Origin of the sequence: Membranihabitans maritimus (assembly GCF_021729145.1) — a bacterium.
GTDB classification, from domain to species: domain Bacteria; phylum Bacteroidota; class Bacteroidia; order Chitinophagales; family Saprospiraceae; genus Membranihabitans; species Membranihabitans maritimus.
Genome location: NZ_JAJSLW010000005.1, coordinates 250321 through 264788, shown reverse-complemented (window position 1 = coordinate 264788; position 14468 = coordinate 250321). Strand labels below are relative to the sequence as shown.

The 14468-nt window shown below is 36.7% G+C and carries 11 protein-coding genes and 1 tRNA gene; 3 read left to right on the top strand and 9 right to left on the bottom strand.

The window, feature by feature from the left end:
- Window positions 1-3: 3 nt before the first annotated feature.
- On the top strand, window positions 4-834 hold the full coding sequence (locus LVD47_RS08010) for an energy transducer TonB family protein (RefSeq protein ID WP_236975125.1): 831 nt from the start codon (window positions 4-6) through the stop codon (window positions 832-834).
- A 455-nt stretch (window positions 835-1289) separates the two neighbouring features.
- Here the strand turns inward: LVD47_RS08010 and LVD47_RS08005 are convergent.
- From LVD47_RS08005 to LVD47_RS07975, 7 genes are all read right to left on the bottom strand, one after another.
- Window positions 1290-1364, bottom strand: a tRNA-Val gene (locus tag LVD47_RS08005).
- Window positions 1365-1468: 104 nt separating this feature from the next.
- A complete protein-coding gene (locus LVD47_RS08000) occupies window positions 1469-2470 on the bottom strand; it encodes a M28 family peptidase (RefSeq protein WP_236975124.1) in 1002 nt (333 codons plus the stop codon).
- A gap of 13 nt (window positions 2471-2483) precedes the next feature.
- Window positions 2484-3533, bottom strand: a complete 1050-nt coding sequence (locus LVD47_RS07995) for an endonuclease/exonuclease/phosphatase family protein (RefSeq protein ID WP_236975123.1) — start codon at window positions 3531-3533, stop codon at window positions 2484-2486.
- 3 nt (window positions 3534-3536) lie between these two features.
- Window positions 3537-4403 (bottom strand): rhomboid family protein, encoded by an 867-nt coding sequence (locus LVD47_RS07990; protein WP_236975121.1) that lies wholly within the window; start codon window positions 4401-4403, stop codon window positions 3537-3539.
- Between the two features lie 2 nt (window positions 4404-4405).
- Window positions 4406-5062: a rhomboid family intramembrane serine protease gene (locus LVD47_RS07985; protein WP_236975119.1), complete on the bottom strand. Its 657-nt coding sequence runs from the start codon at window positions 5060-5062 to the stop codon at window positions 4406-4408.
- A 1-nt stretch (window position 5063) separates the two neighbouring features.
- Window positions 5064-6875, bottom strand: coding sequence for a DNA mismatch repair endonuclease MutL (gene mutL, locus LVD47_RS07980; RefSeq protein WP_236975117.1), 1812 nt, complete (start codon window positions 6873-6875; stop codon window positions 5064-5066).
- Window positions 6876-6879: 4 nt separating this feature from the next.
- A complete protein-coding gene (locus LVD47_RS07975) occupies window positions 6880-7215 on the bottom strand; it encodes a hypothetical protein (protein WP_236975115.1) in 336 nt (111 codons plus the stop codon).
- 97 nt (window positions 7216-7312) lie between these two features.
- On the opposite strand from LVD47_RS07975, the gene LVD47_RS07970 reads away from it, so the two are divergent.
- Both LVD47_RS07970 and LVD47_RS07965 read left to right on the top strand, forming a co-directional pair.
- Entirely contained in the window at window positions 7313-9205 is a 1893-nt protein-coding gene (locus tag LVD47_RS07970) for an amidophosphoribosyltransferase (protein WP_236975113.1), read from the top strand.
- 41 nt (window positions 9206-9246) lie between these two features.
- Window positions 9247-10338, top strand: coding sequence for a site-2 protease family protein (locus LVD47_RS07965; RefSeq protein WP_236975112.1), 1092 nt, complete (start codon window positions 9247-9249; stop codon window positions 10336-10338).
- A gap of 135 nt (window positions 10339-10473) precedes the next feature.
- On the opposite strand, the gene LVD47_RS07960 is transcribed toward LVD47_RS07965, so the two are convergent.
- Window positions 10474-11778 (bottom strand): PepSY-associated TM helix domain-containing protein, encoded by a 1305-nt coding sequence (locus LVD47_RS07960; protein ID WP_236975111.1) that lies wholly within the window; start codon window positions 11776-11778, stop codon window positions 10474-10476.
- Between the two features lie 3 nt (window positions 11779-11781).
- On the bottom strand, window positions 11782-14238 hold the full coding sequence (locus LVD47_RS07955; protein ID WP_236975110.1) for a TonB-dependent receptor: 2457 nt from the start codon (window positions 14236-14238) through the stop codon (window positions 11782-11784).
- Window positions 14239-14468 lie beyond the last annotated feature (230 nt).

Sequence of the window (14468 nt, the reverse complement as noted above, 5' to 3'; positions counted from 1 at the left end):
ATCATGGAGGATTTTCAAACCGATCCAAAAGACAAGAAGAAGGCCATGCGAACCAGTATTATCGTGAATACGATATTACTAATACTATTACTATTCCCTTTTATGTCCTTTCAGGTACCTCCCCCTGGTGAACAGGGAATTTTGGTAAGTTTCGGAGCACCTGATATGGGTAGTGGTAATGATTCTCCCGATACACAGCAAGAAGAAAAAGTAGAACCCAAACCCGTGGAAGAAACACCTCCGCCACCTCAGGAGCCTGAAATCGTGGAAGAACAGGCCATAGAGGAGGAAGTGGTCACTCAAGAAGACCCGGCTGCCGTGGCACTTAAAAAGAAAGAAGAGGAAGAAAGAAAGCGACAGGAGGAATTGGAACGGCAAAAAGAATTAGAAGAACAGCGAAAAGCCGAGGAAGAAGCTAAGAAAAAAGCCGAATTCGAAGAATCTAAAAAGCAATTTGGTGATTTATTTGGTAAAGGAAAAGGAAAAACAGATAAACCGGGAAATCAGGGTGATCCATTGGGCGATCCGAATTCAGATAACCTGGAAGGCCTGAGCACCGGCAGTGGAAACGTTGGTGGCGGATTGGGAGGAAGAGCGGTAAGGCACATACCCAAAGTAATTGAGCAATCACAAAAAACAGGACGCGTTGTTGTTAGGGTTTGTGTCGACGAACAGGGAAATGTCACAGAATCTTCCTTTACTCAAAAAGGGAGTAATACGGGAGATTCTCAACTTATAAATACCGCCTTAAAATTTGCCCGCCAATACAAATTTTCACAAAGTAGTGTTTCCAAACAATGTGGTACAATTACATTTGAATTTAAAGTTCGATAAAGAAGATTCAATGAAAACAAGGTACTTTTCAAGGTGTGAATAATTCCAAATCACAGGGATGAATGTCTCGAACTTTTCATTTTTAAAACCGCATCAGTAGTTTTGTAGGTTGATAGAAAAAATGGGGCTATTAGCTTTTAAGCAAGAATTAGAAAAAACGCTACATTACCCTTCTGTTCATGTTTCGCATTATCACTTTATTTCTAAAAATGTTTTGATTAGATTAACATTGCGGTACACTACCTCATATCATTTGAAGGAAAATTTTGTTAATGGAAAATATACCATATTTATAAACCCTTGAAGGATTATATTATTCAATACTTCAGGAAGAATTAAGTTAACTATAATTGAATCAGGAGCCCTCAAGGATAAAGAACAATATTCCCGGCTACAAAAAGCCTGGATTGATAGAAATAAAAAAGGGAGCCAATAAATGACTCCCTATATAAATGTGGGCGATGTAGGACTCGAACCTACGACTTCCACCTTGTAAGGGTGGCACTCTGAACCAACTGAGTTAATCGCCCATTATGGTACGTTTTGCACTTAGAATGTAAGTAATTCACTACTCTATAAATGCGGATGCAAATATAGCTTCTTTAGCCATATTTGCAAACATTTTTTATAAAAATTATAGATAATTTGCATCGAAACGATAGACTACTGCCGTAACTACCTGACCCACTGCCCGTAATACAGATTTATCAATGATATCAATATTATCATTTTCAGTATGCCAGTGATCTCCAAAGGAATTATTAGTGGGTTTATTAATAATATCGATGGTAGGTATTCCGATAATCCTGTTTATAAACATATGGTCATCTACTACTCCTCCGCTTAGTTTTTCATTTATAAAATATTGTCCATACCCCATGCTATTGGCTAATTGCCATACATATCTCAAAATCTCAGGGGCATAATTTAGAGAGATTTGTTCTTTCTTGAATTTAGCTCCTTTTGCCCCGACCATATCGAGTAAAATTCCAAAATTGGCATTGTAAGCGCTTTTATGTGGATTCTTCGCCCAGTACTGGGCTCCAAGGCACCAGGAGACTCCGTCAGGATCATTACTTTTTCCCTGGTCCTCAAGATCCGTGAGTAAAAAGTCAACACCTACATCTATAGGATTTTCTTTTAATATACGGGCAATCTCCAGTAAGACAGCCACGCCGCTGGCTCCATCATCTGCTCCCATAACTCCTTTCCCCTCATTGGCGGGATCAATAGCGTGGTCGGCTATGAACCGGGTATCCCAATGAGCCAATAATAGTACCCTTCTAGATTGATCCGGATTCACAGATCCAATAATATTATATCCATTTAATTTGGTGCGATCGAACCTGTTTGCTGTAAATTCCTGAACGTTGACTTTATCCGTAAACTTTTTCAATTGGGTTACCAACCAATCTTTGGTCTCAACATGGGCATTCGTGTTGGGAATTCTCGGACCAAATTCCAATTGCTTATTCAGGTAAAGATAGGCTGAATCAGCAGAGAATGCAGGCACTGACAATGGTTTTCGTTCCAATTGCGGTGATGTACTCTCCATTGCATTATTACTATTTCCCGGATCGTTTTTACAGGAACCAAGTGTAATAATGGCTGTGAATAAAAGTATTATAATTCTCATCTAAATGTTAATATTAATATTTACAAAATTCAAACGTCGTAGAGATAGGATTGTGATCGGAATAATCGACTTTCTTAATATCCGTATTGTAAATACAAAAATTGGAATCAGTGAAAATATGATCAATTTTGAGAGGTATAAATAAACCGTTATACGTTTGTGCAAATCCAACCCCGCCTTTTACAAAAGCGTCTGAAAAATCCCCTTTCAATTCATTGTAGATCCGGGAGTAGGGCGTATCATTTGTATCCCCAGCAATTAATACGGGCCATGGAGATTCTTTTATATAGGGTATAATTTTATCGATTTCTTGCATTCTTAGTTTACCGTTCTTCCCATAAGAACGAATCATTTCAAACAATTTTTTTAACCCGTCCTTACGCGAAATCGATTCAGGGGAAAATTTTTCGGCTCTTAATGTAACTGCATTTGTATGCAGATGCACATTAATCGCTCTTACTGTCTTTCCGGGAAACTCAATATCAAATATTTGGGCAAATGGATGGTTTTCTTCATTGAGTAATACATCTACCGGCTTTAAAGGATATTTACATAAAATAGCCATAGAATTATTTAACCGTTGATGTTCATCTATACTGGAAAAATCATATTTTAATGCATTTTGAATGTAACTGGCTTTTTTCCTGCTTATTTCCTGAAACAAAAATACATCGGGAAGACTTCCTTGAAAATCATTTACAAATTCTTCTATTTGATTAGTGTTTTCATGATTGAAGTCATTTTTTACATTCAGAGTTGCGATTTTAAATATATTCTTGTCGGTGGGAAGGTCTGGCTGAAAATGGAAACCAATCTGACGAACGGTAGTAGCAGAGCTAAAAACTAAAGCCAGAAAGGAAACCCATACTAATTTGGATCGCAGAAAAATTAATACACAACCCGTAATAAAAATTCCAAAAACGGAATATGGATAAATAAGAGAGAAAAAAGCTAGAATTGAAAATTCATCCGGTGATACAAATTGCGCAAAGTACCCAAGTGCTAAAGCCATGAGAAAGAATACATTCATTAATATCAGACAGATACGAAAAATCCTTTTCACGTATTATTTTTTACTGGCATCGTAAAGAAAGTCTTTTTCATCCTGGGTCAAGCTATCGTAACCACTACTTCGTATTTTATCTAAAATTTCATCCACTCTTTGTTCAACAGTCTGTGGCCTGTTATACCGGTTATTATCTTGGGGCTTGTCTTTATTGACATAAACTTTGAATTTAGGCCTCTTGACAGATGGCTTCCAATTTATATCACCCAAATCAATACCATTATACAATAATTTAATGTACAAAAATCCCATCAAAGCTCCACCCAGGTGCGCTACCCTACCACCTGAATTACTCATAGTGGGTATCATAATCAGATCCAACAATACCAACGCTAGAACCAAGTACTTTAATTTCACATCACCTAAAAACAAAAGTCGCATTTCGTAATCCGGGCTCATAGTGGCTGTAGCGACTGCGATACCCATTACAGCCGCTGACGCACCCAGTGCATATATCTCCCCATCATATAAAAGTCTGGAAAAAATAAAGAAAAAAAACGCGCCAATTAATCCTGAAATAATATAGATATTAAGGATTTTACGTTCACCCAATAAATTTTCCAAAATTCTACCAAACCAAAACAAATACAGCATATTAAATAATATGTGGAAAAATCCAAGATGGAGGAACATATGGGAAATTATACTCCAGGGCCGGAAAAGGACTGATTTCCAGTCATTCGATATAGAAAGACCATTTGTCAGAATATGATAAAACCCAGGTACTTCACCTCCATTAACTATAAATCCAATCAAACGTATCATCATAATGGTGACAAATACCACGACATTAATCAGAATTAATCGGGTAGTCATTCCACCATGGCGAAACTGGAAAATTAAATCTCTTTTTATAGAATCAAACATATTTATGACCTTTTACGCCAGTATAAAATCAAGATTATACCAAAAACCAATCCACCAATGTGGGCTAAATGGGCCACCCCGGTATTAAAGTTCCCGAATCCCATGACAATTTCGATAAGCGCATAAATGGCTACAAAATATTTTGCTTTAATGGGAATTGGAGGGAAAAGCAACATCAATTCAGCATTTGGATAGAGCATGCCAAAACCTGCTAAAACACCAAAAACAGCTCCCGAAGCACCAATCACCCGGAAGGGCGTGTTGAGAAACATTTGCTGTTCCATTGGACTCATACCCATCAATCCGAATTGCCAACTTAAAATTTGAAAAACAGCTCCTCCCAACCCTGCAAAGAAATAAAAAAGAAGAAATTTATTACGACCCCATCTGGCCTCTAGTGCGCTACCAAACATATACAAAGCAAACATATTGAAAAACAGGTGACTAAAATTTCCGTGCAAAAACATATGAGTCACCAATTGGTACCAATGAAAAAACTTGGAGCCAGGATAATATAAAGCCCCTTCTTCCTGAAAATTTTTCAAAAATTCAAACAGGGGATTGTTCCCAGGAATTCCGGGAAAAACAAAAAATGCGGCCACAAAAACCAATACATTTATTATTAACAGATGTTTTACAGTCTCAGTAAGTCTGATCATTTTAGGCAAATAATTTTTCTAAATCCTCTGATTTAAAGGTGACAAAACATTTTTTTCCGGAAGGACTCAACGTAGGATCTTCACATCCAAACAACTGATTGACCAATTGTTTCATTTCTTGTTGGTTAAGTACCTGGTTTTTGCGTACGCACAAATTTCGTGCTAATATATGTGCCATTTTATCATTAAAGTTTTCTGCAGAATCTTTTTCTTCTAAAAATTCTGAGATGATTTCAGTCAAATATTCAACTTTATTTATTGTACCACTTAGAAGTATTTCAGGCGTGCCCTGTATAATAAAGGTTTTTACACCAAATGGTTCAATCACAAAACCAAAATCTTTGAGGCTGGGAATGAGCTCTTCCATAGCCTCTGATTCTTGTGCATTTAATTTTATCATTTCGGGAAACAATGCTGATTGTGAATTATTTTTCACATTCGTTCGTTGCTTTCTGAACTGCTCATATAAAATTCTTTCATGAGCATTTTTTTGATCAATTATGACTATACCTGATTTTATTGAATTTAATATATAAGCGCTTTTTATTTGAATGGGATCAAATCCTTCGCTGGGATTATTTAAATCCTCTTCAAAATCAATTTCGTCAATTTGTGTATCAATCCCTTGTGTTAATTCTTCACCTGTTGACTTCACATTATTGTAAAAATCATCCCAGTCTTCTTTTCCAGGACTTTTCCTCGACCAATCGACATTCTGTTTAGGAGGATTACTGGAAGTACTGGAAGATTCTTTGGTAGAAACAGAGTCCAGTTTGTGTTTGTACAAAAGTCCGGGATTTTGTTCAAAATCTATTGTGGGTACACTATAGGAGACAAGAGCATGCTTGACAGAAGCGCGGATGATATTAAAAACAAATTTTTCATCCTCAAACTTTATTTCTTGTTTTGCAGGATGCACATTGACATCTACTCTTTCAGGATCAATTTGAATAAATAAACAGAAGAAAGGGTAACTTTTATCTGGAATTAAATTCTCATAGGCCTGGTAAACAGCGAGATTTAGGTAATAACTCTTTATAAATCTGTTATTTACAAAGATAAATTGCTCTCCCCTGCTTTTTTTGGCATTATCAGGTTTCCCTACAAATCCGTTTACATGCAGATAATCTGTTGTTTCTTTTACATTTATTAAACGGTTTTCAAAATGATTGCCAAAGATTTGAACTATGCGCTGCTTCAACGAACCGGGGTATAACTGATGATATAGCCTATCGTTATGGTACAGGGAAAAATATACATCGGGGTTGGCTAAGGACATATATTGAAACTCGTCCATTATATGTTTGAATTCAACCGTATCCGACTTCAAAAATTTCCTACGGGCCGGGGTATTATAGAATAAATTGTGAACAGAAATGGAAGTGCCTCTTTCGGCCTGGCAATAATCCTGTTCGACTACCCTTGATCCTTCAATTCTTATACCGTACCCTAGTTCTTCTCCGTCAATTCTAGTTTTTATTTCCATTTGGCTTACCGAAGCGATGGAAGGAAGAGCCTCTCCACGAAATCCCAAGGTATAAATTTTTGTAAGGTCATCGCCTGATTTAATTTTAGAAGTTGCATGCCTTTCCAGACACATTCTGGCATCCATTTCATTCATACCGCTTCCATCATCTTTTACTTGTATCAACCCTTTGCCTGAATCCCGAATGACAACTTCAATTTTTTTTGCACCTGCATCAATGGCATTTTCCATCAATTCCTTGACTACCGAACTGGGTCGCACAACCACCTCTCCCGCTGCTATCTGGTTGGCAACATTATCCGGAAGCATTTTTACCACACTATCCATAAAATTACTCTATCAATTTTATAAGTCCTTCTACATTAGTATTTAAAATAATGTAAACAATTGCGGAAAGTATAATGACAATCATAATAATCCTAATATTGGACTTTTTATGACTTTTTCGGGAATACTCATTGGATACACCCCTGGAGTGAAAAGCTCGCGAAATTCGAAATTTTGCATTTTCCACATCCGAATCCTCATCGTTTTCATTAATCAATCCCGCTTCCCCCTGAGCCCTTCTGATAATGGCGTCACGCTCTTCTTTTTCAGGATCGTAATACCTAGGAACATAATTAAATTTTTTGTATTTTGCTACTTTATTAAATTTAAACAAACCCATATCTCCAATTGTATTATTACAAATTTAACCATTATTATTGATTCATTGTTTATTCTGTAAATTATAGATTAAATTTGTGACATATTAAAACGTATGCATGAGCGAGCTTATTAAACATGAGTGTGGGATCGCAATGGTTCGTTTACTCAAACCGTTGGAATTTTACCAGGAAAAATATGGTAATGCCCTGTATGGTCTTACCAAATTACAATTATTACTGCAAAAAATGAGAAATCGCGGGCAAGACGGGGCTGGTCTTGCTACCATAAAACTGAATCCGAAACCAGGGTCGCGATATATATCAAGGTACAGAACCAATAGTAAAAATTATATTTCAGATTTATTTCAACACGTTTACAGACATTTTAACGATCTCCCTCCCGAACTAATGTCAGATGCGGCATGGCTCAAGAAGAACAAACCGTACACTGGGGAATTACTAATGGGGCATCTCAGGTATGGTACGCATGGTTCCAATGGGATCGAGACCTGTCATCCTTTTTTGCGTCAAAATAATTGGATATCCAGGAATTTGGTGGTTGCGGGGAATTTTAATCTGACAAATGTAGATGAGTTATTCGACGAATTAGTAGAATTGGGGCAACACCCCAAGGAAAAATCTGATACTGTTACCGTCCTTGAAAAAATAGGTCATTTCCTTGACGATGAAGTTCAACGTTTATTTACCTGGTTTAAGCCCGATGGTTTTAATAACGAAGAAATTACCCGGAAGATCATTTCTCATTTAGATATGCAGCGATTGTTAAGACGTGCCAGCAAAAAATGGGATGGAGGGTATGTGATGAGTGGATTTATTGGTCACGGTGATGCTTTTATGATGAGAGATCCCAATGGGATAAGACCGGCATACTACTATCACGACGACGAAGTAGCTGTTGCTGCCAGTGAAAGACCGGCTATCCAGACTGCTTTCGATATCCGTTTTCGATATATTAAAGAACTACAACCGGGAAATGCATTAATTGTCAAAAATAGTGGATTAGTGGAAGAAGTACCTTTTACTGAACCTTTGGAGAAAAAAGCCTGCAGCTTTGAAAGGATCTATTTTTCAAGAGGTACTGATCGCGATATTTATCTGGAACGAAAACAACTGGGCAAACAATTGGTTGATCAGGTCTTAAAAAGTATAGATTATGATTTTGAAAATACCGTTTTTTCATTTGTTCCCAATACAGCAGAAACAGCATTTTTGGGACTAGTGGAAGGGATGGAAAAAGAAGCTGATAAGTTGAGAATGAAAATGATTCTCGACATGGACAAAAAACCGACGGAAGAGGATTTGAGAAAACTCGAAAAAATCCGTCCCAGGGTTGAAAAAATTGTAGTCAAAGATGCTAAAATGCGAACATTTATTGCCGATAATGAAATTCGGGGGCAAATGGTTTCACATGTGTATGATGTTACTTATGGCATTGTAAATAACCAGGTGGATACACTTGTACTGGTTGATGACAGTATAGTGCGTGGCACTACCCTCAGGGATAGTATTATTAAAATGGTAGACAGACTCCATCCCAAGAAAATTATTTTTGTTTCTTCAGCTCCTCAAATACGTTTTCCGGACTGTTATGGTATTGATATGTCTGAACTTGGAAAATTTATCGCATTTCAGGCAGCTATAAAACTGATTGAAGAACGTGGGATGGAAGATCAGCTTGAAATCATTTATGAAAAATGTGTTGCACAAGCCAATTTACCTAAAGAAGAAGTCGTTAACTATGTTAAAGACGTATTTGAACCATTTACGTATGAAGAAGTTTCACAAAAAATTTCTGAAATATTAACCCCACCAGATATTGATGCAGAGGTAGAGATTATTTATCAAACAATTGATGGATTACATAAAGCTTGTCCTGATAATAAAGGAGATTGGTATTTTAGTGGAAATTATCCGACTCCAGGAGGGAACAAAGTAGTTAATAAATCATTCATTAACTATATGGACCGTGTAGAAGCCAGGGCGTATTAATAGAAATTATACAAATTACTTAAGATAAATCAGCCACACAGATGTTTAAAGCAGGATCACTCTATTTAGGACAATATTTTGGGATTCCGGTAAAAGTTCACTGGAGTTTTGTCCTGTTGTTACTATACGTAGTATACACCGGACAAAATATGGGAATGTCTAATTTAGCCATTATTAATTCTGCGATTTTCACATTGCTAATATTCTTTTGTGTGGTGTTACATGAATTCGGACATGCATTGTCAGCAAGAAACTACGGTGTAAAAACTCAGGATATTTTAATAACTCCCATTGGTGGCCTTGCACGTCTGGAAAGATTGCCGGAAAATCCCTGGCAAGAAATGGTAGTTGCCATTGCCGGACCTGCTGTAAATTTGGTAATTGCTATTATTATTGCAGCGGCATTGTACTTCTCTGGCCATGGGTTTTTACCTCAGGGAACTTCAGAACTTACCTATTTTGAATATTACAGTAATTTCCCGATCTTATTATTAATGTTAAATCTACTTTTATTGGTATTTAATCTTATACCGGCCTTCCCAATGGACGGCGGTAGAATTTTACGCGCTACTATTGCCCTTTTCAAAGGGCGCGAAAAAGGGACTTTAATCGCGTCCTGGGTGGGAAGAATCCTGGCCGGTGGTTTCTTGGTTTACGGCATCTACACCAATCATCTGGGACTTATTTTCATCGGGGTCTTTGTGTTTTTTGCTGCTCGTTCGGAATACCGTAGCGTAGCCATCGAAGAACGGTTGCGATCGGGAAGAGTAGCAGATATTTTGACCAATAATGTACATATTTTAACCGAGGATGATTTAATGCAAGACGTTTTTAAAAAGGAAGATGAATCGGGACACGATGCATATCTTGTACAGGATGAAAACAACAAAATAATAGGGATTCTTAACCAAGAAGTAATTAATCAAGCCCGTAAAGATGGAGATATATTTACACCTATTCGAAGGTATATGACCAATAACTTTGAACCTGTGTCCCCCGAATTACCCATTAAACAATTATTCTACATATTCAACACGCAAACGTATCACACCCTTCCAGTGTTTGGGAACGGGTCTTTTTTAGGGGTCGTATCAAGAAGGGATTTACAGAACTTCCTTACGCTCAAATACTAGAGATTCTACGCCACTTTGGTAACAGAATTTTCTATTCATTATTTAGCCATACGATATTTTTGAATATTAACATTTATAGTTACTCTCGCTACTAAGACACTTATAGCAGTTATTTTCAAGCAATACTCTCCGTATTTATCTTGTACCTATAGCTGCTTTTTTCAAACGGATAACAAAAATATAATACGTCAAAACCAGGAGAATCCCCCAAATACCAAAAACAAGCAACAATACATCAAAAGAAACCCGATAACGAGAGGTCAACAAATAATACATAAAACCCATAATAGCCAAATATCCAAGCCAATTAAATACCTTCCAAAGACCAAATCCTTTCTGGTTTTTTTTAAGGTTTCGCTTTAACGATATCCATATACCTGTCAAAATGAGCCCTGAAATGGTACTACCGAAAACAAACCAAATTAGTTTGGTAATTATTCCACCCCAATAACCAAAATGGATGGGGTCTGCAATATCATTGATCCATGATACAATATTTTCATTTTCGGCCTTTTGAATACGAACGATGCTATAATCATATGGATTCAAATAGACTCGATTGGCTCTTGAGCGGACAAGCGGAACATGTGAATTTCCATTTATATATAATGGGCTCGTAGAATTGATTGGGGGAATAATCTCCCCGATCTCCAACCCTGGAATTTCATTTTTCGCAATCCTTACCGCTTTGTCATAATCAATTGAATACAAGAATTCATCAGACGCAAATCTTGCTGAATCAAATTCACCAATAGAAGGGATTTTGGTATTAATCAATGAAGATACATCTGCGATATTGGCCCTTTCTATAAAATACCATATTCCAGTTATCGAAAAAACTAATATCAAAGGTGCTGACCAAATACCGATGAACCTATGTAAACTTCGAAAAAAAACCATAGCCCCTTTTCCTCTAGAAAGAGTAAAGAATTTTTTATACCATCCTTTGTAAAAATACAACGCAGTGATCAAAGAAATGAGTAATAAAAACCCGAACACGAGTACAATATAATTTCCTATTTGATTTATTGGAATAAAAAGATAGTAATGCAAATCCCTAAAATATCTTTGAAAAGTCAAATTAGAAATACCCTGGATGTCACCAGTATATTGATTGGCAAAAACATATCTTCTATGACCGTCAAAATCTACATGGATGATATTACTTAAATAGGGTTCTTCTACTTTTTCCCAGTATAGTATCTTTCCATGGGGATATTGGACGCCCAGGTTTGAAACAATAAGGTTTTTAGACGCCATGGTTTCTTCTGGTGTTACTCGCATAGATGGAATGAACAACCAATCCATTTCATGACTCAATGTTGCCAATGTACCTGAAAAGCAAACTATAAAAAAAAGGATACTCAAATTAATTCCTATCCAACTGTGGATTTTAAAGAGTACCCTTTTAGATATAAACCTGTTTTTCCTATTAACCATACATTAAAAGGTATACGCTACATTCAAAAGATAGTTTCTAGGTGCACCCGGGAATAACCGTGTATAGCTATATCCCCCGGTCCAATGTGTTTTATCAAAAATATTATTGAAATTAACCGAAATATTAAATCGATCCACTTTGTAGTATACAGCAGCATCAGCTACTACATACCCCGGTAATTTCAAGCCTAATGTATAAGTATCAAAAGTAACCCTATTGGTTACAAAATTAGATCCTATTCCAATCCCTAATCCTTTTAATAGCCCACTATTCATCGTATATTTTGTCCAAAACCCTCCCTGATGGAAAGGAGCATTTTCTTTGATCCTGCCTATTTCTTCTTCATTATCACTCTCAGTTATACGCGTATCATTATAAGAATAATTAGCCGTTACGCTTAGATTGGAAAGTATATTCCCCATCACATCTATTTCAATCCCTTTGGATACTTCCTGTCCCCGTTGTTGCAGAAGGTCAGGATTCGATGGGTCATTGGCATTGACCAGGATATTATTTTGTTCTATGCGATAAAGCGCCACATTAAGCGATAATCGATCCTGAATAAGTTCATTTTTGGAACCCACTTCCCACATACGTGCAGATAATGGGTCAAACGGACCACCGAGTTCAGGATTTAATAATATGGATGATGTTTGAGGTTGGAAACTTTCCGTATATGTAGCATATACATTAATATTTTCAGTAATATCATACACAAGTCCCAATCTGGGCAAAAGTTTCTCCTGCTTTACTTTGTCTTCAGATGGTTGTTTGAAGTTTAAAACATCCCTGTAGAACTCCTGGCGCAATGCCAATAAGACTTTAAATCTGTCAATAGATAATTGTCCCTGGAGATAAGCACCGAATGTATAGTATTTTGTAGGAGAATAACTTTGCTTTACATTAAAAATATACTCATGGGGATAACTAACGTTATACTGTGGATTCTCCAAACTGAAATGGGGTATATTTGGAACGGGTAATCCATTTTCAAAAACATAATTATCAGCGTCAGATGGATTATAAGTGGTAGTAATATTACCATCCTTTTTCCTGTATCCCCGGGCAATGGATTGCCCTCCTCCGATAGGCTGTGTTTGCTGGATGTAGTCAAGACCTGCCACCCATTGATGACTGATTTTACCTGTCTGGACCTTATATACCAAATAATTCGTTAAATTATCACTTACCTGCTTTCTAACCCTGTTTATTACCTGCATACCCATTAAAGTAGGAATTTGTGTCCCGGCACTATCAAGCGCAAAACTATTAGAAGTCCTGTGTTCAAACAAATCTTCATCCCATGTAAACCGCATGTAAGATGAATTAAAAGACAGCCTGGAAGAAAATTGATGATTTAAGGATAAAGTAAAATATTGAACATTATTCGTATGGTAATCGTTGGCTTCTCCTATCGCAAATGAAGGAGGTGTGCTTGTTAGGTCTGTTCCAGAAGTCGCTCCGAATATTGGTTGGCCACGATCCAGTTTGCCTTTATACTGTGATATTACCAGATCAAAATTAATACGGGTATTTTTTGTGGGAATAAATGAAACAGACGGTGCGATCATAAAAGTTTTATTTTTTTGTAAATCTCTGTGGGAATCACCGTCTTCATAACCAAGGTTAACTCTATATAATAAGCTGCCGTCTTCATTCATCCTTCCGGTAAAATCAGCTGTTGCTCTCAATGTATTAAAACTTCCCACGGTAAAACTAATTGCTTTTCTACTTTCATCCAAAGGCTTTTTCGTTACATAATTCATTGTTCCTCCAGGTTGTGTATTTGCGAATAAAGCGGACGCAGGTCCTTTTATAACTTCCACTCTTTCCATATTGGTTAGGATGGGTTGGGGCCCAAAAATACCTACTGTTCGCAGGCCATTTATCATTTTACTATCTGAACTTCCACTTCTAAACCCCCTAAATGTAAAATCATCATACCCGGAAAACATATTAACACCGCTGATATTCTTAACTATGTCACCAATCCGATAGGCTTGTTGATCTGCAAAAATTTCTTTTGTTACATAGCTTATGGCTTGGGGAATATCTTTAATAAGGGTTGCTGTCTTGGTTCCTGCAAAAGATACAGCGTTTTTGTATGTTCTTGCTCTCCTACCAATAATTTCAACAGCCTGTAGGGTATTATCCGCTGATTCAAGGGCAATATCCTGCTGTGTTTCCTTGCCAGAAATTATATCAACTGTTACTTCAACAGGTTCATATCCCAGGTAGGAAACGCGTAGGGTATATGTGCCCTCATCAATACTATTAATTGAATATTTACCATTTTCATCCGTAGTAGTCCCAATATTATTTTCCAATACCAGGACAGTAGCTGCCATTAAGTGGTTATTATTTTCATCTTTGACAATACCGGTTATGGAACCCGATTGTGCCAATATCGAATTAAAGATGCAAATACTAGCTAAAATTGTAAAAATTATCAATCTCATAAATATTCCAAATTTCTAGCAAAGATAGAATGTTTATTTATTTAGACCATTTTTAAATAGAATAAATTTGATTGATATAGATTGGTCAAAAATCATTTTAAAAACTGGATCCGAACAGTATTTTACGTTCAGATAGGCTAACTCAATTACATTCAATGACAACGATTGATAATATAGTTGCTCATTTTAAACCCTTTATGTGAAAAAAACAAAACGAGAGGCAGTAACTT

What these genes read in the sequence shown, in the direction of transcription:
- LVD47_RS07960 (WP_236975111.1), bottom strand. Translation starts at nt 11,778, where the DNA reads ATGGTTAATAGGAAAAACAGGTTTATATCTAAAAGGGTACTCTTTAAA.
- mutL (WP_236975117.1), bottom strand. Translation starts at nt 6,875, where the DNA reads ATGGATAGTGTGGTAAAAATGCTTCCGGATAATGTTGCCAACCAGATA.
- LVD47_RS07970 (WP_236975113.1), top strand. Translation starts at nt 7,313, where the DNA reads ATGAGCGAGCTTATTAAACATGAGTGTGGGATCGCAATGGTTCGTTTA.
- LVD47_RS08000 (WP_236975124.1), bottom strand. Translation starts at nt 2,470, where the DNA reads ATGAGAATTATAATACTTTTATTCACAGCCATTATTACACTTGGTTCC.
- LVD47_RS07965 (WP_236975112.1), top strand. Translation starts at nt 9,247, where the DNA reads ATGTTTAAAGCAGGATCACTCTATTTAGGACAATATTTTGGGATTCCG.
- LVD47_RS07990 (WP_236975121.1), bottom strand. Translation starts at nt 4,403, where the DNA reads ATGTTTGATTCTATAAAAAGAGATTTAATTTTCCAGTTTCGCCATGGT.
- LVD47_RS07955 (WP_236975110.1), bottom strand. Translation starts at nt 14,238, where the DNA reads ATGAGATTGATAATTTTTACAATTTTAGCTAGTATTTGCATCTTTAAT.
- LVD47_RS07985 (WP_236975119.1), bottom strand. Translation starts at nt 5,062, where the DNA reads ATGATCAGACTTACTGAGACTGTAAAACATCTGTTAATAATAAATGTA.
- LVD47_RS08010 (WP_236975125.1), top strand. Translation starts at nt 4, where the DNA reads ATGGAGGATTTTCAAACCGATCCAAAAGACAAGAAGAAGGCCATGCGA.
- LVD47_RS07975 (WP_236975115.1), bottom strand. Translation starts at nt 7,215, where the DNA reads ATGGGTTTGTTTAAATTTAATAAAGTAGCAAAATACAAAAAATTTAAT.